22 protein-coding genes, 1 pseudogene and 1 riboswitch are annotated in these 24315 nt (G+C 65.2%); of the genes and pseudogenes, 10 read left to right on the forward strand and 13 right to left on the reverse strand.

What is annotated here, in order from left to right; genetic code table 11:
* Position 1: 1 nt before the first annotated feature.
* From RPF88_RS04520 to RPF88_RS04540, 5 genes are read right to left on the reverse strand one after another with little or no spacing between them, the layout of a single operon-like run.
* The gene (locus RPF88_RS04520; RefSeq protein ID WP_064993762.1) at positions 2-1315 is read right to left on the reverse strand and encodes a cobyrinate a,c-diamide synthase; all 1314 of its coding nucleotides are present in this window, start codon (positions 1313-1315) and stop codon (positions 2-4) included.
* Positions 1312-2130, reverse strand: coding sequence for a uroporphyrinogen-III C-methyltransferase (gene cobA, locus RPF88_RS04525; protein WP_337121766.1), 819 nt, complete (start codon positions 2128-2130; stop codon positions 1312-1314). Before cobA ends, RPF88_RS04520 begins: the two co-directional genes overlap by 4 nt.
* A complete protein-coding gene (gene cobM / locus RPF88_RS04530) occupies positions 2127-2891 on the reverse strand; it encodes a precorrin-4 C(11)-methyltransferase (RefSeq protein WP_024501374.1) in 765 nt (254 codons plus the stop codon). The genes cobA and cobM overlap by 4 nt, the downstream gene beginning before the upstream one ends.
* Complete coding sequence (locus RPF88_RS04535) at positions 2888-3274, reverse strand: cobalamin biosynthesis protein (RefSeq protein WP_337121769.1); 387 nt, start codon at positions 3272-3274, stop codon at positions 2888-2890. The genes cobM and RPF88_RS04535 overlap by 4 nt, the downstream gene beginning before the upstream one ends.
* Positions 3271-4500 carry a bifunctional cobalt-precorrin-7 (C(5))-methyltransferase/cobalt-precorrin-6B (C(15))-methyltransferase gene (locus tag RPF88_RS04540; RefSeq protein ID WP_027160557.1) on the reverse strand — a complete coding sequence of 410 codons (1230 nt, stop codon included), beginning with the start codon at positions 4498-4500 and terminating at the stop codon, positions 3271-3273. The genes RPF88_RS04535 and RPF88_RS04540 overlap by 4 nt, the downstream gene beginning before the upstream one ends.
* 1 nt (position 4501) lies before the next feature.
* On the opposite strand from RPF88_RS04540, the gene RPF88_RS04545 reads away from it, so the two are divergent.
* Entirely contained in the window at positions 4502-5278 is a 777-nt protein-coding gene (locus RPF88_RS04545; protein ID WP_337121770.1) for a cobalt-precorrin-6A reductase, read from the forward strand.
* On the opposite strand, the gene RPF88_RS04550 is transcribed toward RPF88_RS04545, so the two are convergent.
* The 8 genes from RPF88_RS04550 to RPF88_RS04585 form a co-directional block, all read right to left on the reverse strand.
* On the reverse strand, positions 5242-6006 hold the full coding sequence (locus RPF88_RS04550) for a precorrin-3B C(17)-methyltransferase (RefSeq protein WP_063168244.1): 765 nt from the start codon (positions 6004-6006) through the stop codon (positions 5242-5244). The two genes, RPF88_RS04545 and RPF88_RS04550, sit on opposite strands and share 37 nt — an antisense overlap.
* Positions 6003-6761 (reverse strand): precorrin-2 C(20)-methyltransferase, encoded by a 759-nt coding sequence (locus tag RPF88_RS04555; protein ID WP_337121772.1) that lies wholly within the window; start codon positions 6759-6761, stop codon positions 6003-6005. Before RPF88_RS04555 ends, RPF88_RS04550 begins: the two co-directional genes overlap by 4 nt.
* The gene (locus tag RPF88_RS04560; protein ID WP_337121773.1) at positions 6758-7390 is read right to left on the reverse strand and encodes a precorrin-8X methylmutase; all 633 of its coding nucleotides are present in this window, start codon (positions 7388-7390) and stop codon (positions 6758-6760) included. Before RPF88_RS04560 ends, RPF88_RS04555 begins: the two co-directional genes overlap by 4 nt.
* A gap of 2 nt (positions 7391-7392) precedes the next feature.
* Entirely contained in the window at positions 7393-8886 is a 1494-nt protein-coding gene (gene cobG, locus RPF88_RS04565) for a precorrin-3B synthase (RefSeq protein ID WP_337121774.1), read from the reverse strand.
* Positions 8883-12245: a cobaltochelatase subunit CobN gene (cobN, locus tag RPF88_RS04570; RefSeq protein ID WP_337121776.1), complete on the reverse strand. Its 3363-nt coding sequence runs from the start codon at positions 12243-12245 to the stop codon at positions 8883-8885. The genes cobG and cobN overlap by 4 nt, the downstream gene beginning before the upstream one ends.
* An 18-nt stretch (positions 12246-12263) precedes the next feature.
* Positions 12264-13301: a cobalamin biosynthesis protein CobW gene (cobW, locus tag RPF88_RS04575; protein ID WP_013531087.1), complete on the reverse strand. Its 1038-nt coding sequence runs from the start codon at positions 13299-13301 to the stop codon at positions 12264-12266.
* 2 nt (positions 13302-13303) lie between these two features.
* Positions 13304-13729, reverse strand: coding sequence for a DUF1636 family protein (locus RPF88_RS04580; protein WP_337121777.1), 426 nt, complete (start codon positions 13727-13729; stop codon positions 13304-13306).
* A 39-nt stretch (positions 13730-13768) separates the two neighbouring features.
* Positions 13769-13972: riboswitch (cobalamin riboswitch) on the reverse strand.
* 30 nt (positions 13973-14002) lie between these two features.
* A complete protein-coding gene (locus tag RPF88_RS04585) occupies positions 14003-15202 on the reverse strand; it encodes a winged helix-turn-helix domain-containing protein (RefSeq protein WP_337121779.1) in 1200 nt (399 codons plus the stop codon).
* 331 nt (positions 15203-15533) lie between these two features.
* Here RPF88_RS04585 and RPF88_RS04590 point away from each other — a divergent pair, with 331 nt between their 5' ends.
* From RPF88_RS04590 to nuoG, 9 genes and pseudogenes are all read left to right on the forward strand, one after another.
* Positions 15534-15899, forward strand: coding sequence for an NADH-quinone oxidoreductase subunit A (locus RPF88_RS04590; RefSeq protein WP_010910112.1), 366 nt, complete (start codon positions 15534-15536; stop codon positions 15897-15899).
* Positions 15890-16471 (forward strand): NuoB/complex I 20 kDa subunit family protein, encoded by a 582-nt coding sequence (locus RPF88_RS04595; protein WP_013531090.1) that lies wholly within the window; start codon positions 15890-15892, stop codon positions 16469-16471. Before RPF88_RS04590 ends, RPF88_RS04595 begins: the two co-directional genes overlap by 10 nt.
* 5 nt (positions 16472-16476) lie before the next feature.
* Positions 16477-17019: a hypothetical protein gene (locus RPF88_RS04600; RefSeq protein WP_063172422.1), complete on the forward strand. Its 543-nt coding sequence runs from the start codon at positions 16477-16479 to the stop codon at positions 17017-17019.
* A complete protein-coding gene (locus RPF88_RS04605) occupies positions 17016-17618 on the forward strand; it encodes an NADH-quinone oxidoreductase subunit C (protein ID WP_337121781.1) in 603 nt (200 codons plus the stop codon). Before RPF88_RS04600 ends, RPF88_RS04605 begins: the two co-directional genes overlap by 4 nt.
* Positions 17619-18809 (forward strand): NADH-quinone oxidoreductase subunit D, encoded by a 1191-nt coding sequence (locus RPF88_RS04610; RefSeq protein WP_024501361.1) that lies wholly within the window; start codon positions 17619-17621, stop codon positions 18807-18809.
* A complete protein-coding gene (locus RPF88_RS04615; protein WP_337121782.1) occupies positions 18810-20084 on the forward strand; it encodes an NADH-quinone oxidoreductase subunit E in 1275 nt (424 codons plus the stop codon). It abuts the gene before it with no gap.
* A 10-nt stretch (positions 20085-20094) separates the two neighbouring features.
* Complete coding sequence (nuoF, locus tag RPF88_RS04620; protein WP_013531094.1) at positions 20095-21399, forward strand: NADH-quinone oxidoreductase subunit NuoF; 1305 nt, start codon at positions 20095-20097, stop codon at positions 21397-21399.
* Positions 21400-21469: 70 nt separating this feature from the next.
* Positions 21470-22160: pseudogene (locus RPF88_RS04625) on the forward strand (NADH-ubiquinone dehydrogenase).
* 73 nt (positions 22161-22233) lie between these two features.
* A complete protein-coding gene (gene nuoG / locus RPF88_RS04630) occupies positions 22234-24315 on the forward strand; it encodes an NADH-quinone oxidoreductase subunit NuoG (RefSeq protein WP_337121784.1) in 2082 nt (693 codons plus the stop codon).

The raw sequence follows: 24315 nt of genomic DNA on the forward strand, positions 1-24315 counted from the left end.
TCTAGCCCCTCGCAATCGCATGGAAGAAGGTGCCGCTGACATGACCGCGCCGGTAGCCCGAGGCGCCGATCGGATTGCCCTGGCCGTCCGCAAGGTCGGCCAGCGGCTCGTCATTGCCGGTGGCCGTCATCTGCGCATAGTGGAATTCGTGGCCCCGGATCAGCGCGCCCTGTGCACCCAGCGGACAATCGGCACGCAGCCGCGCCTCGCGGTAGCCGAGGTTCATCTTGCGCCTGGCGAAGCTGGTGGCATGGCCGAGCAGGCCGAGCATCGCATGCGTTTCGCCCGACGCGTCCTCCAGAGCTTCGCCGAGCACCATGAAGCCACCGCACTCGCCATGGATGGGCTTCGTCGCGGCGAAACGCGCCATGCCGGCGCGGAAAGTCGCGGCGGCGGCGAGCTTGCCGGCGTGAAGCTCGGGATAGCCGCCCGGCAACCAGCAAACGTCGCAGGTCCCGTCGGGCGCTTCGTCGACGAGCGGCGAGAACGGGACGATTTCCGCACCCGCCTTGCGCCAGTAGGCGGCGACATGCGGATAGAGGAAGGTGAAGGCGGCATCCTCGGCCAGCGCGATGCGTTGGCCGGGCGGCGCCAGCGCGTCGTCGAAACCGCCGGGCGCCGGGGTGAGGGGCGTCGCCAGGGCCATGATCGCATCGAGATCGAGCGACTTTTCCGCCATGTCGGCCAGCCGGTCGAGATGCGCCATCAGGTCGTCATATTCGCCAGCCTGGACAAGGCCGAGATGCCGCTCGGGCAGGTTCAGCGTGGGATCGCGCAGGATGGCGCCGACGACCGGCAGGCCGATCGCCTCGATGGCCTCGCTGCACAGCTTGCGGTGCCGCTCGCTGCCCAGCCGATTGAGCGCGACACCGGCCATGCGCACGTCAGGATCATAGGTGGCAAAACCCTTGGCGACAGCCGCCGCCGTGGTCGACTGGCCGGAGACGTCGAGCACCAGCAGCACCGGCAGGCCATAGAGCCGCGCCAGGTCGGCCGCCGAGCCGGTTCGGCCGGGAGCCGCGGGTATCCCGTCGAACAGGCCCATGGCGCTTTCCAGGATGACGAAATCGGTGTCATCGGCGGCTTGCGCGGCAAGCCCGTTGAGCAGCGATGGCGGCATCGCCCAGCTGTCCAGGTTGACGCCGGACAGCCCCGTGGCGGCGGTGTGGAAGCCGGGGTCGATATAGTCGGGGCCGGATTTGGCGCCGCGCACTTTCAAGCCGCGCCGGGTCAGCGCGCGCAGGATGCCGATGGTGACGCTGGTCTTGCCGGAGCCGGAGCGCGGCGCGCCGATGATGATGGCGCGGGCCGTCATGCTTGCCCCGCCAGGGCCGCGCGCATGGCAACGATGCCGCCAACAACGATCAGCGCCGGCGAGGCGAGACCGGCGGCCGCAGCTTCCTCGGCAATGGTGGCGAGCGTGGCGACGACGGTCCGCTCCTGCGGCGTCGTCGCGGCGACGATCACAGCCGCCGGTGTCGACGGCGCCAGCCCGCCATCGAGAAGGGCGGCTGATATCAAGGGCAGATTGGCCATGCCCATATAGACGACGACAGGCTGGCCGGTGCGGGCGATCGCCGCCCAGTCGAGATCGTCATCGGTGCCGGCGGCGTGGCCGGTCGCCAGGATCACCGCCTTGTTGATGCCGCGCATGGTGGCGGGGATGCCGGTCGCGGCCAGCGCACTGAGGCCCGAGGTCAGGCCGGGCAGTACGCGGAACGGGATACTTTCCCGCGCCAGCGCCAGAGCTTCTTCGCCGCCACGGCCGAAAATATAGGGATCGCCGCCCTTCAGCCTGACGACGCGGCGGCCTTCGCGTGCGAGCCGGACCAGCAGGGCGGTGATGTCGTCCTGTTTCATCGACGGTTTGCCGCCGCGCTTGCCGGCAAAGAAAAGCTCGGCTTTTTCGGCAACTGCGACAATGTCAGGGGACACCAGTGCGTCGTAGACCAGCGCATCCGCCTCGGCCAAAGCCGCCAGCACTTCCAGGGTCAGGCAGCCGGGGTCGCCGGGGCCGGCGCCGGCAAGCCAGACATGGCCCGGCTCCAGTTGGCGCGGCTTGAAGTTCAGCCGGGACAAGGCTTTTTCGAGCGTGGCGTTTTCGCCGGTGTTTTTGGTGCTGCCGCTCACAATCCGTCCCGTCCGCGAAAACGCCGCTGATAATGGGCGTCGTATAATGAACTCTCGCCAAAACCTCGCGCCGCCAGCGAGCGGCCGACGAAGATGATCGCCGTGCGCTCCATCGGATCGGCGGCGAGCTGTGCCTCGATGGTCGCCAGCGTGCCGGTCAGCACGCGCTCGTCCGGCCAGGAAGCGCGGAAGACGACCGCCACCGGGCAATCGCCGCCATAATGCGGCGTCAGTTCGGCGACGACGCGATCGATGGCGTGGATGGCAAGATGAATAGCGAGCGTGGCGCCGGTGCGGCCGAAGCCTGCCAGCGTCTCGCCGGGCGGCATTTTTGACGCGCGGCCGGAAATGCGGGTCAGCACAAGGCTTTGCGCCACTTCGGGAATGGTCAGCTCGCGGCGCAATGCTGCGGCGGCAGCGGCGAAGGAGGGGACGCCCGGCGTCAGCGTATAAGGGATGCCGTGCTTTTCCAGCCGGCGGATCTGCTCGGCGACCGCGCTCCATACCGACAGGTCACCGGAATGCAGCCGGGCGACATCCTGGCCTGATTTGTGCGCCTCGAGATAGGCGGCCTCGATCTCGTCGAGCGACATCGGCGCGGTGTCGACCAGCTTTGTCCCCGGCGCGCAGTGCTGCAGCAATTCGGGCGCGACGATCGAGCCGGCATGCAGGCAAACCGGGCAGTTTGCCAAAAGCCTTGCGCCGCGCAGCGTGATGAGGTCGGCCGCACCTGGACCGGCGCCGATGAAATGAACGGTCATGACGCATCTCCGCTGATGGCGATGGCGCAGGTGACCGGGCCGAGCACGGTGCGGGGGCCAAGCAGTTTTGCGCCTGTGCCGGCCACGGCGAGGGCGGACGCCTCGGAGACCGATGGTGTGCCGGCAACATCCTGCGAGAGATCGGAATGGCTGAGCGTATCCGACGAGGCAGCTTGAAGTGCTGAGTCGTCGACGACGATGACGGGAAGACTCAGCGTGCGGCCAGCGGCGGCGATCGCTTCTTCATCCTTCTTGAACGCGGCAGTCGCCAGTGCCGACAGCGCCGTCATCGCCAACCCATGCGCCTCCAGCGCCGTTTCGATCGCCGCAAGCACCTCTTCGACGCCCGCGCCCTTTCGGCAGCCTATGCCTGCGACCATCATGGCTTCATCCAGCTCCATTGCGTCACTGGCATAGCCGGCCGCCAGGCCTGCATCGAGCCGACCGGCGAGGCCCGGGAGATGTTTATACGCGTGAGATCGCCGCCGAGCTTCGTATGCTGGGCAAGAAGCAGGGCTTCCATCTCCAGCGTCACCGCGTTGGCGACGAGACGGCCGCCAGTGTGCAGGGCCTTGATGGCAGCGTTCAAGACACCGGCATCGCTGCCGCCACCGCCGATGAAGATCGCGTCTGGCGTGTCCAGTCTGGCAAGCGCCTTCGGCGCGCTGCCTTCGACCACGACAAGGCCGGGAACGCCACAGGCAGCGGCGTTGCGACCAATACGGGCAGCGCGCACCGGATCGGCCTCGATGGCAAAAGTGCGCATGGAAGGGTGGGCCAGCATCCATTCTATGCCGATGGAACCGGAGCCGGCGCCGATGTCCCACAGCAACTCGCCGCGCCGCGGCGCCAGCGCCGACAGGGTGATCGCGCGGATTTCGCGCTTGGTGATCTGGCCGTCATGGTCGAACAGGTGATCGGCAAGGCCTGATGTGAGCGGCAGCACGCGCGCGTCCGGACCGGATTCAACTTCGACCGCCAGCACGTTGAGCGGATTGAGGTTTTCGAGGTCGAAGGCATCGGCGCGGACCGAGCGCTGGGTCTCGCTTGGCCCACCCAACGCCTCCAGGATCGTCAGCCGCGATGCGCCGAAGTCGAGTTCCGCGAGCAGGCGGGCAATCGCCGCGGGGGCTTCTGCATCCGAGGTCAGCGCCAGGATGCGCGCGCCTGGCTGCAGCAGCGGCCGGATCAGGTCGAGCGGCCGGCCGTGCAGCGAGACGGTTTCGATATCCTGCAGCGCCCAGCCGAGCCGGGCGGCCGCCAGTGAAACGGCTGAAGGCGCGGGGATAACGTGCATCTCCTGCGCCTTGACCTTGCGGGCGAGCGTGGCGCCGACGCCGTGGAAGAAGGGATCGCCGGACGCGAGCACACAGACGTTCCTGCCGGCAAGCGCCAGGACGTCAGCCATCTCGGCATCGAAGGGAACCGGCCATGGGCGCGGCTCGCCCTTGGCGAAGGAAGCGACAAGGGCGAGGTGCCGCTTGCCGCCGAAGATGATCTCAGCCTGGGCAATCCGCTGCTTGGCCTCGTCGCCGAGACCCGCTAAACCGTCCTCGCCGATGCCGACGACTGTCAGCCAGGCGGCTCGCGATTGACGCTCAGCAGGCATGATGACCCACCGTATCCTGATCCTCGGCGGCACCACCGAAGCGCGGCAACTGGCCGGAAAACTGGCGGCGCGTGCCTCGGTCACGCTGTCGCTGGCCGGCCGCACCGAAAGCCCGGTCGCGCAAGGCGTGCCGGTGCGAAGCGGAGGCTTTGGCGGCGCCGACGGGCTGGCCGCTTACCTCACGGAAACGGCCACCGATCTGCTGATCGACGCCACGCATCCCTATGCGGCGCAAATCTCCGCCAATGCCGCACAAGCCGCGCGCATGGCCGGCGTGCCGATCCTTGCCCTGCGGCGTCCCGGCTGGGAGCCTGTCGAAGGCGACCGCTGGACGTTGGTCGGTACGGTCGGCGATGCCGCGCAAGCGCTTGGACCGGCGCCGCGCCGCGTTTTTCTGGCACTGGGCCGGCAAGAGGTTGCGGCTTTCGAAGCAGCGCCCCAGCACCACTATCTCATTCGCAGTGTCGATCCGGTCGAGCCGAAGCTGGCCGTGCCCGACGCCGAATATCTGTTGGCCCGTGGCCCGTTTCGCGACGCGGAGGAACGCGCGCTGCTCGAAAGGCACCGCATCGATGTCGTGGTGTCCAAGAACAGCGGCGGCGAGGCGACCTTTGGCAAGATCGCCTCGGCGCGGGCGCTTGGCATCGAGGTGGTCATGATCCGCAGGCCTGATCTGCCGGACGTGCCCTCGGCTGAAACCGTCGAAGCGCTGGCCGCCATTGTCGATCGATTCGGGATCGATCATTTTGTCCGTCCCGTGGACGAGCGCGGCGTGTAGACCAGCGCCGGCTTCTCCGTGCGCTTGATAATCCTGGTTTCCGGCGAGCCGATGATGATGCAGGTCGCCATGTCCGCCTTTTCAGCCTCGACATCGGCCAGCAGGTAGACCTCGATACGCTCGTCCGGGCGACCGGCGGCGCGGCCGAAGATTACCGGCGTGGTGCCCGGCAGGATGGCGGTCAGGCACTCGAAGGCGCGGCCGAGTTGCCAGGGGCGGGCCTTGCTGATCGGGTTGTAAAGCGCGATGACGAAGCCGGCACCGGCCGCCGCCAGCAGGCGCAGTTCGATCAACTCCCATGGCTTTAGATTGTCGGAGAGCGAGATGGCGCAGAAATCATGGCCGAGCGGCGCCCCGATGCGGGCGGCAACCGCAAGCATGGCGGTGATGCCGGGCACCACGGCGACATCGACCGCGCGCCATTCGACCGGACCGGCCTCGATCGCCTCGCAGACGGCCGCCGCCATGGCGAACACGCCGGGATCGCCGCCGGAGACCACGGCGACGTCATGGCCCTCTGCAGCCTTGCTCAATGCGTCCTTGGAGCGGGCGAGTTCCTCGCGGTTGTCGGAAGCGACGCGGGTCTGGTCCGGGCGCAGGTCCAGCCGGTCGAGATAGGGTTTGTAGCCGTAAAAGAATTTCGCCTCGGCGACAGCGCGGCTGGCCTCCGGGGTGACCTGATCGGCATTGCCGGGGCCAAGGCCGATGACGATGAGACGGCCACTCATACCTGCGCTCCCACGGCGCCGGGGCGGCCGGACCAGCCGGCGACCAGCACGATGGCGAAGTAGGGCGCCTCGTCGTCCTTTTTGTCGGCAAGCTTCATCGAGACGCTGCCGGCCATGGTGCCGCGCTCGACATAGACGGCGCGCGACAGCTTGGCCGTAGCCTCCAGCGCCCGCCTGATCTTGGGCAGGTTGCGGCCGACCTTCATTATGACGGCGGCATCGGTGTCGGCCAGCCGGCGGGTCAGTTCGAACTCGCTCATCGTGCCCGGCAGCACGGTGAGCACGTCGTCGCCCTGGACGATCGGAATACCGGTCTGCGACCAGCAGCCGGACATGGCGGTGACGCCGGGGATGACTTCGGTCGGAAAACGATGGGCGAGGCGCACATGCAGATGCATGTAAGAGCCGTAGAACAGCGGGTCGCCCTCCGACAGCACCGCAACCATTCTGCCGGCTTCGAGGTGCTCGGCGACCTTCTCGGCCGACTCCTCGTAGAAAGCCGTGATCTGCGAGCGGTAGTCGTCGTGATCCCTGGCGATTTCGGTTGTGACGGGATAGAGCAGCGGCAATTCCGTCATTTCGGGCCGGAACTGCGCTTCGACGATGGCACGGGCGTTGCTGTTGTTGCCGCGCTTGGCGAAATAGGCCACGACATCGGCCTCGGCCAGGATGCGGGCGGCTTTTAGGGTCAGCAGTTCGGGGTCGCCAGGACCGGTGCCGACGCCAACGAGGCGGCCTTTGAGAAAGGCGTTCACAGGCCAGGCCTCGCCAATGAATTGAGCGCGGCGGCGGTCATGGCACTGCCGCCAAGCCGGCCACGCACGATGGCGTAGGGAACGCCGTAGGAATTCTCGGCCAGCGCATCCTTGGATTCGGCCGCACCGACGAAGCCGACCGGCATGCCGATGATGGCCGCCGGCTTCGGTGCGCCATCGCGCAGTTTTTCCAGGAGATAGAATAGCGCGGTCGGCGCATTGCCGATGGCAACCACAGAGCCGGCCATGCGCTCGCCCCAGAGGTCGATGGCGGCCGCCGAACGGGTGTTGCCGATTTGCCTGGCAATTTCGTGCGTACGCGGGTCGCGCAAGGTGCAGATCACCTCGTTGCCCGCCGGCAGCCTGGCGCGGGTGACGCCATGCGAGACCATTTCCGCGTCGCAGAAGATCGGCGCGCCGGCCGCCAAAGCGGTGCGGGCGGCGGCAACGAAATCGGTGGAGAACACAAAATGACTTGAAGCTTCGACCTGGCCGCAGGCATGGATCATGCGAATGGCGACATCGGCCTCGGCTTCGGAGAAGCGCGACAGATCGGCCTCGGCGCGGATGATGGCGAAGGAGCGCTCGTAGATCGCCGTGCCGTCATGGATGTAGTCGTAGGCGGCCATGCTCATTTCCGTTTTTCAGTTTGGGCCTGTCGGTAGGCCTCGGCGATACCGGCCGGCCCGAGCCTTGTCAGGCAAGCGGCGGCGGTTTCACCTTGATATCGTGTGCTGCGGATCATCGCCGCGACGCGGCCGATGCCGCGCGCGGCGTCATAGCCCGGCCTGTAGCCGGCAGGAAGGGCCTTTGCCGTCGCGTTCACGACAAGTCCGGCTCCATTTTCGCCGCCGACGATCGTCAGCGCTGCCGGACCGGGGTGGGCGCAGCCTTTGGCACAGCCGGAAATGTGAAGGGTGAAGTCGAGGATGTCGGCTGTTTCAGCGGCTATCGTCTCGGCGATGTCGCGTGTGGCGATGCGGCCGGAGGCGCAGGCCGGCATGCCCGGGCAAGCGGCAATGCGCGTGCGCGGGTCGGTGGGGGCGATGACGAAGCCGAGGGTGGCGGCGGTGTGCTGGAGGGGGTGGTTGGCGGCGATTGGTTGACCGAGGAAGAGCAGGGCGCGACCGGGGGCGAGGCGGATTTCTGACGTGCCGAGGGTGAGGGCGTGTTGGGCGAGGGCGATGATGTTGTCCGCCGGCATGCTGCCGTAGGGCAGGGCGATGCCGAGGGCGGTGGCGTGGCCGGCTAAGGGGAAAAGGCCGATAGGTTTGCGCGAGGCGCCCCCCTCTGTCCTGCCGGACATCTCCCCCTCTAGGGGGGAGATTACGCCGTCACCGATGGTTTCGCCAATCTCCGGTGTTGTTAAGGAAAAGCCGGCGTCGAAGCTGCCAATCTCCCCCCCTGAGGGGGAGATATCCGGCAGGACAGAGGGGGGCGCCTCGCGCAAACTCGTCAAGCATAGCCAACCCGCCAGAGACACTAATTGCCTCTCCGATAAATCCCTTGCGTGAGCCTCGCGGCCTTTCTCTGCAACCATCCTTAGAGCTGCAACGGCAATATCGCGCGCCGCACCTTGATCGGCAAACGCCAGCGGCCTCGCATTCTGCCCGTCACCCGCGACAGACACCCGCCACCGAACTCCCGCATCGGTGCGCGTCGCAGCAAGCCGCACGTCGGCCGTGACCGCATCCATGGTGAGTTGCCCGCAGCCGTCCACAACGACCGACACCTTCGGCCCTAGGCGTTGTACGAGCCCAGCTTCTTCGATCGCAGCCCTGATACGTTCAGCCAGCGGCCGGGGATCGGCAATCTCTTGCGGATCAATGCCGGTCAGCGGCCCGGTCTCGACCGGCACGCCGGTGCGAACCGCGATATCAAGCGCATCGACCTCCGCCGCCAGCAGCGCAGCACTTTGCGCCGTCAGGCCGCGTATCTGCAGGCTGCCGCGCGCGGTGACTTCCATGATGCCATTGCCGTGCCGCAAAGCGGATTCGGCTAGTCCGATCAACGACTCTGGCGACATCCCCCCAGCGACCGGGTTGAGCCGCACCAGCAGGCCGTCGCCGGTTTGCATCGGCGCCGACAAAGCCGGACAGGCGCCGCGGCGCGAGAAGGCGTTCATGCCGCCACCCCAAGCGCTTCTGCCTCGGCGATCAGGGCTGCGAGATCGTCGTCGATGGAATTGCGCAGGGGATGCCACAGGCCGCGCCGGCGCGCCGACAGGAAGCGCTCGGCGATGATTTTTGCGGCGGCTGGGTTTTCGCGCAGGATGAAGGCGCGGACCATGGGATCGCCTAGATAGGCATCATGAACCGCCTCGATCAGCGTTCCCGAAATGGCGTGCGTGGTTTCGGCGAAGCCGACCAGCCGGTCGACGGTTTCGGCGAATTCGGAGGCACCGCGCGGGCCGTGCCGCATCTGGCCAGCGATGAAACGGGCATTAACGGCGCGAGCACGCACGACACGCGCTACGGCCTCACTGATCGAGCGTGGCTTCGGCTTTTGCGGGTCCGTGGTGTCGAGCACGATGACGTCGGCATTCCTGCCGAGCGCCGCAACTGCTGCGGAAAAGCCGCCGATGAAGGCGACATCGGCGGAGCCCTCGAGGATGTCGCGGCCGGGGTCGTCGCCGGTGTGGACGAGAAGATCGGCTTCGGCGATGCGGCCCTCGAAGGCGCCGGGCGCGGAGATGCCTTCGCCCCCGGCGCCGCCATAGGCGTGCGATGTAGCGTCGAGATAGGCGCGGCCGATTTCGTCGCGCGCGCTCCAGTCGCCGGAGGACATGAGATCCTCGACGCCGGTGCCATAGGTGCCCGGCGAGGTGCCGAAGATGCGCGGGCTGATCTTGCCGTCGGCGCGGGTTTTGGCCGCGAGCGGGTTTTCCGAATCGTCCTCGTCGCGCGCGGCAACCGCGTTGGCTGCGGCATCGATCAGCGCGATTTGGGTCGGGAACATGTCGCGGAACAGGCCTGATATGCGCCATGTGACATCGACGCGTGACCTTCCGAGCGTGGCCGGCGGCAGCACTTCGATGCCGGTGATGCGGCCGGTGGCCAAATCCCATTGCGGCCGGCAGCCCATCAGCGCCAGGCCTTGAGCGATCTCCTCGCCGCCGGTGCGCAGCGATGCCGAGCCCCAGAGATCGATGACCAGCGAGCGTGGCCAGTCGCCATGCGACTGCATGTAGCCGCGCACGACTTCCTCCGCCGCTGCCCTGCCCAGATCATAGGCGGTCGGCGTCGGCATGGTGCGCGGGTCCGAGGTGAACAGATTGCGGCCGGTGGGCAAGACGTCCGAGCGGCCGCGCGTAGGCGCGCCGGCCGGACCGGCCTTGACGTGGCCGCCATCGAGCGCGGCAAGCAGCGCCGCCTTCTCGGCTTCAGCGCTCTGGCGGCGCATGGCGTCGGGCTCATCCTCCGGAGCGCGGCCATAGATATGCAGCCCGTCCTTGATGGCGAAATCCTTGAGATCGCAAAGCCAGGCGTCGATGCGGCGCAGCGCCTCGTCCGGCGCGTCGGTCGTGGCGACGCCGGCTTCGGAGGCGAGACCGGTTTTTTGCGCGGTGTCGACGATCAGTTTCGCCAGTCGGTCACGGCGGCGACGGTCGAGCCCGTCGGCCTGCGCATATTCGTCGACCAGCCGCTCGAGCTTGTGCTGGTTTTCGTCCAGCCCGGCGCCGGTCAGCGGTGGCGGCAAATGGCCAAGGGTGACGGCGGCAATGCGCCGCTTGGCCTGCGCCGCTTCGCCCGGGTTGGAGACGATGAAGGGATAGATGACGGGCAGGGGACCGGTGACGATCTCCGGAAAGCAGTTTTCCGACAGAGCAACGGTTTTGCCCGGCAGCCATTCAAGCGTGCCATGGGCGCCGACATGGACCAGCGCGTGGACGCCGAGCGACTTGCGCAGCCAGAGGCCGAAGGCGATCAGCGCATGGCGCGGGGGCAGCGTCGGGTCGTGGTAGTCGGCGCGGCGGTCGACGGAGCGGCCGCGGTCGGGGGCGAGGGCGATGGTGACGTTGCCGAAGGTGGCGGCGCGGAAGGGGAAGCTTCCGCGCAAACCTGTTTCGCCTTCCGCTTTGCCCCAAGCGGCTTCGACCGCAGTAATTGCCGCAGTCGGCAACTCCGTCGAGAAGGCAATGTAGTTATCTAAGGCCAATCCAGTATCGCTGGCTTCCAGCAAATCCAGCAACCCACGCGGCGTCTGCGGAATCCCCTCAATCACATAGCCCTGCTCCTTCAGGTCATGCAGCATGGCGAGCACGCTGGACGGCACGTCGAGGCCGACGGCATAGCCGGTTCGACCAGGAGCGCTAGGGTAATCCGGGATCAGGATCGCCAGCTTGCGCCCGGCGCGGGGTGTCTCCTGCAACTTGATGAAGGCCGCGACGCGGTCAGCGACCTGCGCCACGCGATCCGGTTCCGGCCGGTTGGCGAAGGCGCGGTGGCCGAGTGCGGGATCGGTCTCGGTCTCGCCCTTGAAGGAAATGGCGCCGGCGAGGACGCGGCCGTCGAGTTCGGGCAGCACGACATGCATGGCGAGGTCGGCGGGTGCCAGGCCACGCTGGTTGTTTTGCCAGATGTCGCGGCGGGTGGTGGCGACGATGACCTGGAAGACAGGCACGCCGGCGCGGTCGAATAGCGTTTCGATGCCGGGTTCGGCGCCTGAGGCGAAAGCGGTCGCGGTGATGATGGCGGCGGGCTTCAGCGCCGTCAGTGCTGTTTCCACGAAGGCGAGGGAGGTTGGGTCCTTGAGGCTGGAGACGAAGATCGGGACTGGGTCGATGCCGCGCTGCCGCAGCGCTTCAACAAGCGCATCGATGGGCGCGACATCGGCGGCCAGCAGCATCGAGCGATAGAACAGGATGGGGATGATAGGAGCGTTGACGTTGTAAGCGCCAGCATTCGATAAGTCCCGCTTCTCCACAACTCCACATCCGGGCACGTAAGAACCAGCTTTCGGCACCACCACCGGGCCGATAACTTCCGCATCCTGTCCCGCCAACCCCGCCAATTTCCGCACCAGTGCGCTCATATTCGCCGGGCCGCCCTCGCGGAAATAGTCGAGCAGGCCGTCCAACTCCTCGCGCGGCAGCGTCGAGGCTTCGATCAGGCGCAGATCCTCGTCGCGGCATTCGCCGGGCAGCAGCGCCAGTTTTATGCCGCGTTCGCGGGCGGTCGAGGCAAGCTGGTCGCAGCCGTAGCGCCACCAGTCGTAGCCGCCGAGGATGCGCACGAGGATGATCTTGGCATGGCGGGCGACGCTGTCGACCCAGAGGTCGACGGACATGGGATGGCGCAGGTCGCGCAGTGCGGCCAGCCGCATCGAGGGCAGGCGGTCGGCATCGGTCCTCCACGCCGCCGCCAGTCCGGCGAGGTCGCTGTCGGTGAAGGACAGGGCCACGATATCCGCCGGCGTCTGCCGCAGATCGACCGGCTCGGCGAGGTCGTCGAGCGAGGCGGATGTCGTGGTTAGGATGTGCATCGCAATCCGTGTCCGAAATCAGCCGGCGAGTATACGCTCGATCGCCGGGCGGTTCAGCCCCTTCAGGCCGATGACGACGAGGCGCGAACGGCGGTCGTCCTGCGCGGTCCAGGCGCGGTCATAGTAATGATTGACGCGCGGCCCGACGGCCTGCAGCAAGAGCCGCATCGGCTTGCCGCCGACCTCGACGAAGCCTTTTACGCGCAGCACGTTCTCTTCTTCGGCGACCGTGGCGACACGCTTTGCCAGCTCGTCCGGATTGGCGATCGAGGCAATGTCGACGATGAACGTGTCGAAGTCGTCATGCTCGTGGTCGAATGCGCCGTCATGATGGGACTTGCGGTTTTCGATGTCGTCCTCGACGGCGAGACCGAGCCCGAGCAGCACCGAGGGATCGACCTTGCCATGCGAGGTCGGCACAATCTTCACCGCGCGGGCGGAGTGTTCGCCAATGATGGCATTGGCGCGGGCGGTGCCGGCGGCGTCCATCAGGTCGCTCTTCGACAGGATGATCAGGTCGGCGCAGGCGATCTGGTCCTCGAACAGTTCTTCCACCGGATCGTCGTGGTCGAGCGTCTCGTCCCCGGCGCGCTGCGCCTGGAGGGCCTCCATGTCGTTGGCGACGCGGCCTTCGGCCAATGCCGGTCCGTCGACCACGGCGATGACGCCATCGACGGTCACCCGGCTTTTCACGCTCGGCCACTGAAAGGCCTGGACCAGCGGCTTGGGCAGTGCCAGGCCCGAGGTTTCGATCAGGATATGGTCGACCTTCGGCGTCAGCGACAGGATTTGGTCGAGCGCCGGGACGAAATCATCGGCGACAGTGCAGCAGATACAGCCATTGGCCAGTTCTACGATGTTTTCCTCGGGGCAGGTGTCGATACCGCATCCCTTGAGGATCTCGCCATCGATGCCGATGTCGCCGAATTCGTTGACGATGATGGCGATGCGCTTGCCGCCGGCGTTTTCCAGGAGATGGCGGACCAGCGTCGTCTTGCCGGCGCCGAGGAAGCCGGTGACGACGGTGCAGGGAACGCGGGATACGGAAGTGGTCATGGTCAATCCTTCAGCATGTCGATGGGTGGAATGCGGGCCACGAGGCCGCGCTTGAGGCTATCGGGGCGGCCACGCCACGGGATCAGGCCATCTTTCGAGGTGGCGAAGAGCTTTGCGCCTGTCACGAGGTCGGCGCCGCTGGTCGCGGTCAGGTCGCCGAAGACATAGCTCCAGCAGCCGTCGCGCAGGATCGCGGCGCTGAGGCGCCGCTTGCAATTGCCAAGGCATTCGACGCTGCGGATGCGGATATCGTCGCCAGCGGCGGCGCGGCGCGTGTCGTCCGTCAGCAACTCGCCGGCGCGGGGATGAGCGTCGGAGCCGGTCTCATTGCGGCAGGAGCCGCAGACGATGATGGTGACGCCGGCCAAGGCATCATCATGGCCGGAAATATCCGCTGTGCCAGCCGAAAAACTGCTGTCGTGGTCCAAAGATCGGGCTCCTTGCCCGGAAACCCGCCGGGCGATCGGATTCTACAGTCGCAGACGGCAGGTCTCCTGGCTCGCGAGTCATCGCCTTGGGTAGCCGCCTTCCCGGGAATTCCCAGTGGTTTTCGGCCTTGGCTCTTCGCTTACAGTTGCGGGGACAGCCGCGGATTTGGGATTTTGCCCCGCACCGCATTCCCTCTTAGCCCTTGCCGTTGCGGGCAAGGGACCATCTGGAACCGGATTTAGGCTTTTGCGGGCGGCGGTGTCAACGCGAGCTTACGACACGGCTATGTCGGCCAGCGCCGGACCCAAATCCCCGGCAGGCGTCACTTCGATGCGTTCGAGCCCGAGCCAGCCCTGCATCTGCTTCAGTTCCTCGAACAGCTCCGCAGCGGTTTCAGGCGGCGCACCGGGCTCGGCATAGGCCGCATGGACCCGCAGTATGCTGGCCGGACGGTCGGCCTTGAGGTCGACGCGTGCCACGATCCTGTCGCCGAGCAGGAACGGCAGGACATAATAGCCGTATTGCCGCTTGTCGGCCGGCGTGTAGATCTCGATGCGGTAGTGGAAGTCGAACAGCCGCTCTGTGCGCGAGCGTTCGAAGACGACAGGATCGAACGGCGCCAGCAGGGCGCGGGCCTCGATCTTGCGCGGCAGACGCGCGTCTTTATGAAGATAGGCGGGCTTGTCCCAGCCTTCGACGCGCACCGGCAGCAACTCGCCCGTTTCAACCAGTTCCTCCAGCCGGCCTTTCATATCGGCCGGCGACAGGCGGAAATAATCGCGCAAATCGCCTGAAGTCGCCACGCCGTGGGCGCGGGCGGAAATGCGCAGCAATTCGCGGTGCGCGTCCTCAGGCGTCGGCACCGGCAGATCGAGGATCGCCTGCGGCAGCACGCGCTCGGGCAGGTCATAGAAGCGCTCGAAACCGCGGCGGTGCGCCGTGGTGATGCGGCCGGCCCAGAACAGCCATTCGAAGGCGTGTTTGGCATGGCTCCAGCCCCACCAGCCGCCCGAACCTTTCTGGCCCTCCAGCGCGGAAGCGGCGATCGGGCCGCGCTCGGCGACCTCGCGGTAGATCTCTTCGATGTAGGCGGCGTGCTCGCGGCCCCATTTGGCGAGACCTAGATACATTTCCTCGCCCCGCTCGGCGCGCTGCATGCGCCAGCGCATCAGCGGGTATGTCTCGACCGGCAGGAAGGAGGCCTCGTGCGCCCAATATTCGAAAACCATGCGCTTGCGCGTCACGGCCGCGTTGTCGAGCAGAGCGAGCGGGTAAGGGCCAAGGCGCGAATAGAGCGGCATATAATGAGCGCGCACCACCGCGCTGACGGAATCGATCTGCAACAGGCCGGTGCGGGAGAGCGTGCGGGCAAAATGCCGGCGGTCGGGCGTGCCGGTCGGGCGAGGATCGAGGAACCCCTGGGCGGCAAGGGCGATGCGCCGGGCCATCGGGAGCGAGATCTTTTCCTTCATGCAGGTATCACTTTGACGTGTTTTGACCGAGGGTCGAATGGCTGATTCCAACCCATGCTAGCAGGGTTTTGGCGGCATCCATGTCAGGAGAGAAAAGTGGAGTAAAAAGCGAAGGAAATCAAACAGGAGCGGATCGGACCAGTTTGCCGCGATATGCCGTCCAGGTCGATGTTTTGAACAAGGTTTGACTTGCTTCGCTGGAAGTGCTGCGCTAACCCTCGCCGCGTTGCAGCATAGGCCCTTAAAACGGTTCAGCGGTTAAACTGTCACGCTTCCGCATTAGGGTCCGGTGCTGTAATCAACGTGGATTGGCGCCAACGGAAAGCCGAGCATGAACGCACTCTTGAGCTCATACCTGCCCATCGTCCTGTTCATAGGCGTGGCGCTGGTTGTCGGCCTGGCGCTGCTGGCCGCGCCCTTCCTGGTGGCCTACCGCAATCCCGATCCCGAAAAGCTTTCCGCCTACGAGTGCGGTTTCAACTCGTTCGACGACGCCCGCATGAAGTTCGACATCCGTTTCTACCTGGTGTCGATCCTGTTCATCATCTTCGACCTGGAAGTAGCCTTCCTGTTTCCGTGGGCGGTGTCGTTTTCGAAGATCGGCATGCTCGGTTTCTGGTCGATGATGGTTTTTTTGGCGGTGCTGACCATCGGCTTTGCCTATGAATGGAAAAAAGGAGCGCTGGAATGGGATTGAACGACAGTTCAGGCACCCTCGTCGCGCCGAAGCCCAAGGGCATCATCGATCCCAACACCGGCAGGCCGGTGGGGGAGGACGATCCCTTCTTCCTCGAGATCAACAACGAGTTGGCCGACAAGGGCTTTCTAGTCACTTCGACCGAGGCGCTCATCACCTGGGCGCGCAGCGGGTCGCTGATGTTCATGACGTTCGGCCTCGCCTGCTGCGCGGTCGAGATGATCCACACCTCGATGCCGCGCTATGATTCGGAGCGGTTCGGCGTCGCGCCGCGTGCGTCTCCGCGCCAGTCCGACATCATGATCGTCGCCGGCACGCTGACCAACAAGATGGCGCCGGCGCTGCGCAAGGTCTACGACCAGATGCCGGAGCCGCGCTACGTCATCTCGATGGGCTCCTGCGCCAATGGCGGCGGCTATTACCACTATTCCTATTCGGTGGTGCGCGGCTGCGACCGCATCGTGCCGGTCGACATCTATGTGCCCGGCTGCCCGCCGAGCGCCGAAGCGCTGCTCTATGGCATTCTTCTCTTGCAGAAGAAGATCCGCCGCACCGGCACGATCGAACGGTAGTCGTCATGGGTAAAGAGCAGATTATTTATGGCAACCCTGAGCCTTGGCTGGGGTTAACGTTCAAAACCTTGGATCAACGATTTGACGTATACGAATCGGGGAAGCGGTTTTATTCTTCCGAGTTCTTAACTGATACAAAATTTGGGGATGCTGGTCTCGGTATCGACATCTTATTGAATGACTGGGAGGCCAAGCTCACAGGCGACCCTCGATCTGTTTTTTATTATGGTGACGTGAGACTGCGGTCGCTCGGTGATCGAACTAAAAATCTGGTTGCAGAAATGTCGGCCAAGGTTTCCTGCGAGGGCTCGTCCGCCAACGGCGCGGCAAGCGAAAAATTGTTTGTGGAGTGCGTTGCGCTGAATGGCGACCCGGCAAATCTTGAAGCCCGGCCGCTTGTCGGAAAGTTGTTTTTTGGGGAGCCAGGCGACGACAATGAATGTCAGGTTTTTTTGGCCCTTGACACTGCCAGAGAGTGCGCTTGGTTCGGTGAGAAAGATCCAGTGTACTCGCGCAATGTTATAGGCTGGTTGGCGAGGTTGTCATGACCGCATCCCTGAGCGAACTGTCGACCTATCTCGGCGAGAAGCTGCCTGGCCGCTTCAGTGAAGCGGTGCTTGCCTATGGCGAACTCACCATCCATGTCGAGCCGCGCGATCTGGTCGAGGTGATGACCTTCCTGCGCGACGATGCGCGCTGCCAGTTCATCTCGATCATCGATGTCTGCGGCGCCGACTATCCGTCGCGGGCCAAGCGTTTCGACGTCGTCTATCACCTGTTGTCGCCGAAGCAGAATGTGCGCGTCCGCGTCAAGGTGCAGGCCGACGAGGAAACCATGGTGCCGTCGATCACCGGCGTCTATCCCGGCGCCGACTGGTTCGAACGCGAGACTTACGATCTCTACGGCGTTTTGTTCTCGGGCCACCCCGACCTGCGCCGCCTGCTGACCGACTATGGCTTCGAAGGCCATCCCTTGCGCAAGGATTTCCCGCTGACCGGCTTCGTCGAGGTGCGCTACGACGACGAGGCCAAGCGCGTTATCTATGAGCCGGTCGAGCTCAAGCAGGAATTTCGCAATTTCGATTTTCTGTCCCCGTGGGAAGGTACGGATTACGTGCTGCCGGGTGACGAGAAGGCAAAGCAGTAAATGGCTGAAACCTCCGTCCGCAACTTCAACATCAATTTCGGCCCGCAACACCCCGCGGCGCACGGCGTTTTGCGCCTTGTGCTGGAGCTGGACGGCGAAGTCGTCGATCGCGTCGATCCGCATATCGGACTGCTGCATCGCGGTACCGAAAAGCTGATCGAAGCCAAAACCTATCTGCAGGCGGTGCCCTATCTCGACCGGCTCGACTATTGCGCGCCGATGAACCAGGAACATGCCTTTGCGCTGGCCGCCGAGCGTCTGCTCGGCATCGAGGTGCCGAAGCGTGGCCAGGTGATCCGCGTTCTCTACAGCGAGATCGGTCGCATCATGTCGCACATCCTCAATGTGACGACGCAGGCGATGGACGTCGGTGCGCTGACGCCGCCGCTGTGGGGCTTCGTCGAACGCGAAAAGCTGATGGTGTTCTATGAGCGCGCCTCCGGTTCGCGCATGCATGCCGCTTATTTTCGGCCCGGCGGCGTCCATCAGGACCTGCCGCGTCAACTGGTCGAGGACATCGGCAAGTGGATCGACCCGTTCCTGAAGTCGATCGACGACCTCGACCGGCTGCTGACCGGCAACCGCATCTTCAAGCAGCGCAATGTCGATATCGGCATTGTCTCGCTGGCGGATGCCTGGGCCTGGGGTTTTTCGGGCGTGATGGTGCGTGGCTCGGGTGCAGCCTGGGATCTGCGCAAGTCGCAACCCTATGAATGCTATTCGGAGATGGATTTCGACATTCCGATCGGCAAGAACGGCGACTGCTTCGACCGCTACCTCGTACGCATGGAAGAAATGCGCCAGTCGGCGAAGATCATGCGCCAGTGCGTCGACCTTTTGCTCGGCAAGGAGAGCACCGGCCCGGTGTCGAACCTCGATGGCAAGGTGGTGCCGCCCAAGCGCCAGGCGATGAAGCGCTCGATGGAAGCGCTGATCCATCACTTCAAGCTCTACACCGAGGGTTATCGCGTGCCGGCCGGCGAGGTTTACGCCGCGGTCGAGGCGCCGAAGGGCGAATTCGGCGTCTATCTGGTCTCCGACGGCTCCAACAAGCCCTACCGCTGCAAGCTGCGCGCGCCGGGTTTCGCGCATCTGCAGGCGATGGATTTCCTCTGCCGCGGCCACATGCTGGCCGACGTCACCGCCGTTCTCGGCTCCCTCGACATCGTGTTTGGTGAGGTCGATCGCTAAATGTCAGTCCGCCGTCTCGCAGAAGCCAGCGTCCAGCCAGCATCCTTCGCCTTCAACCGGGCGAATGCCGCGGCTGCGAAGCAATGGATCAAGAAGTACCCGAAGGGCCGTGAACAGTCGGCCATCATCCCGCTTCTGATGATAGCACAGGAGCAGGAAGGTTGGGTGACGAAGGCGGCGATCGAGACGATCTCCGACATGCTCGGCATGCCGCGCATCCGCGGGCTGGAAGTCGCGACCTTCTACACGCAGTACCAGTTGAATCCGGTCGGCACGCGTGCGCACATCCAGGTCTGCGGCACCACGCCCTGCATGCTGCGCGGTTCGGAAGCGCTGATGGATGTCTGCCGCTCCAAAATCCATCACGACCAGTTCCACACCAACGACAAGGGAACCTTGTCCTGGGAAGAGGTGGAATGCCTCGGTGCCTGCGTCAACGCGCCGATGGTGATGATCTTCAAGGACACGTTCGAGGATCTGACGCCGGAACGCCTGGCTGAAATCATCGATCTCTATGACGCCGGCAAGGGTGCTGCGGTGGAACCGGGGCCGCAGAATGGCCGCACCGGCTCGGAGCCGGCCTCCGGCCTCACCACGCTGAAAAGCGAAAAGGCGATCCTCAAGTCGACCCGCGACAGGGAAGCCAGGGAGGCGGCCAAGGCCGCCAGGGCGGCACCCGACGCGATCGTCGCAGCGCCGGTGCCGGCGCCGGCCCCTGTCGCACCGTCCAACACCAGCAAGCCGAAGACCGACGCCCCTGAAACCAGCCCGGCGTTGAAGACGCCTTCAAAAACCAAGGTCGCGCCGGCGGTTGAAAAGGCGGCGAGTGTTGCCGCTCCACTGCATTCGGCCGCCAATGCCAACAAGGCAGACTCCAAAGTCGAGCAGGTTTCCAAGCAGCGCAGTGGCCCCATCACCAAGGCCGAGCCGGCCTCCGCCTTCAAGGCGCCAGAGGTCAAGGTACCGGCCGCCAAGCCGGCCAAACCGTCGCTCGGGGACAAGAACCGCCCGGCCGGCATCGACAGGCCGGCACAGGTCGATGACCTCAAACTGATCTCCGGCGTCGGCCCCAAGATCGAGGGCATCCTGCATACGCTGGGCATCTTTACCTTCGCGCAGGTCGCGTCGTGGAAGAAGGCCGAACGCGAGTGGGTGGATGGCTATCTCTCTTTCCAGGGCCGCATCGATCGCGACGACTGGGTCAAGCAGGCCAAGGCGCTCGCCAAGGGTGGCGTCGCCGAATACATCCGCGTCTTCGGCAAGAAGCCGGTCTGAGGGACGAAAAATGCTCGGGGATAAAGACCGCATCTTCACCAATATCTACGGCCTGTTCGACAAGTCCTTGGCCGGCGCGATGGCGCGCGGCGCCTGGGATAACACGCCCGGCATCGTCGCCAAGGGCCGCGAGTGGATCGTCAACGAGATGAAGGCGTCGGGCCTGCGCGGCCGTGGCGGCGCCGGCTTCCCGACCGGCCTCAAATGGTCGTTCATGCCCAAGCAGAGCGATGGCCGGCCGAGCTATCTCGTGATCAACGCCGACGAATCCGAGCCCGGCACCTGCAAGGACCGCGACATCCTGCGCAACGACCCGCACACGCTGGTCGAGGGCGCGCTGCTTGCCGGTTTCGCCATGGGTGCGGTTGCCGCCTACATCTATGTGCGCGGCGAGTTCATCCGCGAGCGCGAGGCGCTGCAGCGCGCGATCGAGGAGGCCTATGAGGCCAAGCTGATCGGCAAGAACAACACCTCCGGCTACGATTTCGACATCTACATGCACCACGGCGCCGGCGCCTATATCTGCGGCGAGGAGACAGCACTTCTCGAAAGCCTCGAAGGCAAGAAGGGCCAGCCGCGGCTGAAGCCGCCATTCCCGGCCAATGTCGGCCTCTATGGCTGCCCGACCACGGTCAACAATGTCGAATCGATCGCGGTTGCGCCGACCATCCTGCGCCGCGGTGCGGCCTGGTTCTCGTCCTTCGGCCGGCCGAACAATGTCGGCACCAAGCTGTTTTGCATCTCCGGCCACGTCAACAATCCGTGCACGGTCGAAGAGGCGATGTCGATCCCGTTCCGCGAACTCATCGAGACGCATTGCGGCGGCATTCGCGGCGGCTGGGACAATCTTTTGGCGGTCATACCGGGGGGCGCTTCGGTGCCGCTGGTGCCGGCCGAACAGATCATCGACGCGCCGATGGATTTCGACGCGCTGCGCGATCTCAAATCCGGCCTCGGAACCGCGGCTGTCATCGTCATGGACAAGTCGACCGATGTCGTGAAGGCGATCGCGCGGCTTTCCTACTTCTACAAGCACGAGAGCTGCGGCCAGTGCACGCCATGCCGCGAAGGCACCGGCTGGATGTGGCGGGTGATGGAACGGCTGGTGCGCGGCGAGGCGCAGAAGCGCGAGATCGATATGCTGCTCGACGTCACCAAGCAGATCGAAGGCCATACGATCTGCGCGCTGGGCGACGCGGCGGCATGGCCGATCCAGGGCCTGATGCGGCATTTCCGCGGCGAAGTGGAGCGGCGCATCGACGAGTTTTCGCGCAATGCGCACCGGGCCGAGCCTGTGATGGTGGCGGCGGAATAGAAGAACGTTTACGCGGACGAAAGTCCGCAGCGAAGGGCGGGGCGAACGACGAAACGACCAGGAGAACTCTATGGCGCCGTATTCGAACCCGCTGATGCCCAATTTGGACCAGATCGAGCAGATGAACCAGGACTTGACCAGGATGATGCCGAAGGAGATGGCCAGTGCCGTCAACCTTTTCGTGCATCCTGTGGCGGGTGCGGCGGCGATGTCGGCGCTTGGCCTTGGGCTTGCCAATCATGCTTTCGGCGTCTGGCTGGGCGCGTTTTCAGGTGCGGCACAAGCCTCGCAACGGCTGCTGCAGCCGATCGTCGATGATTTCGAGGCGCGCGTCGCGCAGTTCGATGAACCGAGTCCTTCCTCCACCAAGGCGCGGGCGACGGCGAAAACCATGATCGCCGAGGCGCAGTCCTTCGCCAGGGAGGTCACCGATATTGCTCGCCAAGGAAGCCGCAACTGCCGTGCCGGCCGCAAACGCCGCTCCAGCAACAAGCGGCGTCGGCGATGCGCTGTTGCCCGAGGATTTCAGGCAGCCCAAGGCCGTGGAGAAGCCGGCGAAACCGGCGGATCTCAAGGCGATATCGGGCATCGGGCCCAAGCTGGAAAAGGTTCTCAACGGCCTCGGCATCTGGACGTATGCCCAGATCGCGGCATGGACGCCGCAAGAGGTTGCCTGGGTCGAGGACTATCTGTCGCTCGGCGGCCGCATCGGCCGCGACGATTGGACAGCTCAAGCGGCGGCGCTCGCCGTCAAGAAGTGAATGAAGTGCTCGACGTGGTCTCGACCGCGTCCGGAAAAAGAGATTGCGGGAACTCCGCAGGGGTTTGAGGCGAATGGCAAAGCTCAAGGTCGACGGGAAAGAGATCACTGTACCCGACCACTACACGCTGCTGCAGGCGGCGGAAGACGCTGGCGCGGAAGTGCCGCGCTTCTGCTTCCATGAGCGGCTGTCGATCGCCGGCAATTGCCGCATGTGCCTGATCGAGGTGAAGGGCGGGCCGCCCAAGCCGCAGGCCTCCTGCGCCATGAACGTGCGCGACCTGCGTCCCGGCCCGAATGGCGAGGCGCCGGAAATCTTCACCAACACGCCGATGGTCAAGAAGGCCAGGGAAGGCGTGATGGAGTTCCTGCTGATCAACCATCCCCTGGATTGCCCGATCTGCGACCAGGGCGGCGAATGCGACCTGCAGGACCAGGCAATGGCCTTCGGCGTCGATTCCTCGCGCTATCATGAGAACAAGCGCGCGGTCGAAGACAAATACATCGGACCGCTGGTGAAGACGGTGATGAACCGCTGCATCCACTGCACGCGCTGCGTCCGCTTCACCACCGAAGTCGCCGGCATTTCCGAACTGGGCCTGATCGGCCGTGGCGAGGATGCCGAGATCACCACCTATCTCGAACAGGCGATGACCTCGGAGCTGCAGGGCAATGTTATCGACCTTTGCCCGGTCGGCGCGCTGACCTCGAAGCCATTCGCCTTCCAGGCGCGGCCGTGGGAGCTGACCAAGACCGAATCCATCGACGTGATGGATGCCGTCGGCTCGGCGATCCGCGTCGATAGCCGGGGCCGCGAAGTGATGCGCATCCTGCCGCGCGTCAACGAGGCGGTGAACGAGGAGTGGATCTCCGACAAGACCCGCTTCATCTGGGACGGCCTGCGCACGCAGCGCCTTGACCGCCCCTATGTGCGCAAGGACGGCAGGCTGGTTGCTGCCAGCTGGGCCGAGGCCTTCGCCGCGATCAAGGACGCGGTGTCGAAGACGGCGCCCGAAAAGATCGGCGCTATCGCGGGCGATCTCGCCGCCGTCGAAGAAACCTATGCGCTCAAGCTGCTGATGGCTTCGCTCGGCTCGAAGAATACCGATTGCCGCCAGGATGGCGCCGCACTCGATCCGGCGCTCGGCCGCGCGAGCTACATCTTCAACCCGACCATCGAAGGCATCGAGCAGGCCGATGCGGTGCTGATCATCGGCGCCAACCCACGCTATGAAGCCTCGGTGCTCAATGCCCGTATCCGCAAGCGCTGGCGGACCGGCAATCTGCCGGTCGGCGTCATCGGCGATGTCGGCGATACCCGCTACGACTACGAACAGCTGGGCGCCGGGCCGGATTCGCTGAAGGATTTGGCTGACGGAAACGGCAAGTTCTTCCAGACGCTGAAGAAGGCGACACACCCGCTGATCATCGTGGGACAGGGCGCGCTGGCGCGTGCCGACGGCACAGCCGTGCTCGGCCAGGCGGCCAAGCTCGCGGCCGCCGTCAACGCTGCCCGCGCAGACTGGAACGGCTTTGCCGTGCTGCACAATGCGGCCGGGCGCGTCGGCGGTCTCGATCTCGGCTTCGTGCCGGGCGAGGGCGGCAGAAACGTTGCCGGCATGCTGGGCGAAATGGAGCTCTTGTTCCTGCTCGGCGCCGACGAGATCGACATGGCCAAGACCGGCGGCGCCTTCGTCGTCTATATCGGCACGCATGGCGACCAGGGCGCGCACCGCGCCAATGTCATCCTGCCGGCGGCCGCCTACACGGAAAAATCGGCCACCTATGTCAACACCGAAGGGCGTGTGCAGCAGACCAACCGCGCCGGCTTCGCGCCGGGCGAGGCGCGCGAGGACTGGGCGATCCTAAGGGCGCTGTCGGATGTGCTGGGCAAGAAACTGCCGTTCGATTCGCTGCCGCAGCTGCGCGCCAAGCTTTATGGCGAATACCCGCATCTGGCCCGTATCGACCAGGTCGCGGCCGGCAATGCCGAGGATATCGCCGAGGTGGCGAAGCTCGGCGGACGGCTGAATAAGGGCACCTTCACCTCGCCGGTGAAGGATTTCTATCTGACCAACCCGATCGCGCGGGCATCGGCCGTGATGGCGGAATGCTCGGCACTGGCCAAGAGCGGCTTCAAGCAGGCGGCGGAATAA

The sequence above is a fragment of the Mesorhizobium sp. ISC11 genome, from assembly GCF_037162595.1.
GTDB lineage: Bacteria > Pseudomonadota > Alphaproteobacteria > Rhizobiales > Rhizobiaceae > Mesorhizobium > Mesorhizobium ciceri.

What these genes read in the sequence shown, in the direction of transcription:
- RPF88_RS04520 (WP_064993762.1), bottom strand. Translation starts at nt 1,315, where the DNA reads ATGACGGCCCGCGCCATCATCATCGGCGCGCCGCGCTCCGGCTCCGGC.
- RPF88_RS04545 (WP_337121770.1), top strand. Translation starts at nt 4,502, where the DNA reads ATGACCCACCGTATCCTGATCCTCGGCGGCACCACCGAAGCGCGGCAA.
- RPF88_RS04550 (WP_063168244.1), bottom strand. Translation starts at nt 6,006, where the DNA reads ATGAGTGGCCGTCTCATCGTCATCGGCCTTGGCCCCGGCAATGCCGAT.
- nuoG (WP_337121784.1), top strand. Translation starts at nt 22,234, where the DNA reads ATGGCAAAGCTCAAGGTCGACGGGAAAGAGATCACTGTACCCGACCAC.
- RPF88_RS04600 (WP_063172422.1), top strand. Translation starts at nt 16,477, where the DNA reads ATGGGTAAAGAGCAGATTATTTATGGCAACCCTGAGCCTTGGCTGGGG.
- RPF88_RS04540 (WP_027160557.1), bottom strand. Translation starts at nt 4,500, where the DNA reads ATGCCTGCTGAGCGTCAATCGCGAGCCGCCTGGCTGACAGTCGTCGGC.
- cobN (WP_337121776.1), bottom strand. Translation starts at nt 12,245, where the DNA reads ATGCACATCCTAACCACGACATCCGCCTCGCTCGACGACCTCGCCGAG.
- cobW (WP_013531087.1), bottom strand. Translation starts at nt 13,301, where the DNA reads ATGACCACTTCCGTATCCCGCGTTCCCTGCACCGTCGTCACCGGCTTC.
- RPF88_RS04585 (WP_337121779.1), bottom strand. Translation starts at nt 15,202, where the DNA reads ATGAAGGAAAAGATCTCGCTCCCGATGGCCCGGCGCATCGCCCTTGCC.
- cobM (WP_024501374.1), bottom strand. Translation starts at nt 2,891, where the DNA reads ATGACCGTTCATTTCATCGGCGCCGGTCCAGGTGCGGCCGACCTCATC.
- RPF88_RS04535 (WP_337121769.1), bottom strand. Translation starts at nt 3,274, where the DNA reads ATGATGGTCGCAGGCATAGGCTGCCGAAAGGGCGCGGGCGTCGAAGAG.
- RPF88_RS04605 (WP_337121781.1), top strand. Translation starts at nt 17,016, where the DNA reads ATGACCGCATCCCTGAGCGAACTGTCGACCTATCTCGGCGAGAAGCTG.
- RPF88_RS04590 (WP_010910112.1), top strand. Translation starts at nt 15,534, where the DNA reads ATGAACGCACTCTTGAGCTCATACCTGCCCATCGTCCTGTTCATAGGC.
- RPF88_RS04610 (WP_024501361.1), top strand. Translation starts at nt 17,619, where the DNA reads ATGGCTGAAACCTCCGTCCGCAACTTCAACATCAATTTCGGCCCGCAA.
- nuoF (WP_013531094.1), top strand. Translation starts at nt 20,095, where the DNA reads ATGCTCGGGGATAAAGACCGCATCTTCACCAATATCTACGGCCTGTTC.
- RPF88_RS04560 (WP_337121773.1), bottom strand. Translation starts at nt 7,390, where the DNA reads ATGGCCGCCTACGACTACATCCATGACGGCACGGCGATCTACGAGCGC.
- RPF88_RS04615 (WP_337121782.1), top strand. Translation starts at nt 18,810, where the DNA reads ATGTCAGTCCGCCGTCTCGCAGAAGCCAGCGTCCAGCCAGCATCCTTC.
- RPF88_RS04595 (WP_013531090.1), top strand. Translation starts at nt 15,890, where the DNA reads ATGGGATTGAACGACAGTTCAGGCACCCTCGTCGCGCCGAAGCCCAAG.
- cobG (WP_337121774.1), bottom strand. Translation starts at nt 8,886, where the DNA reads ATGAACGCCTTCTCGCGCCGCGGCGCCTGTCCGGCTTTGTCGGCGCCG.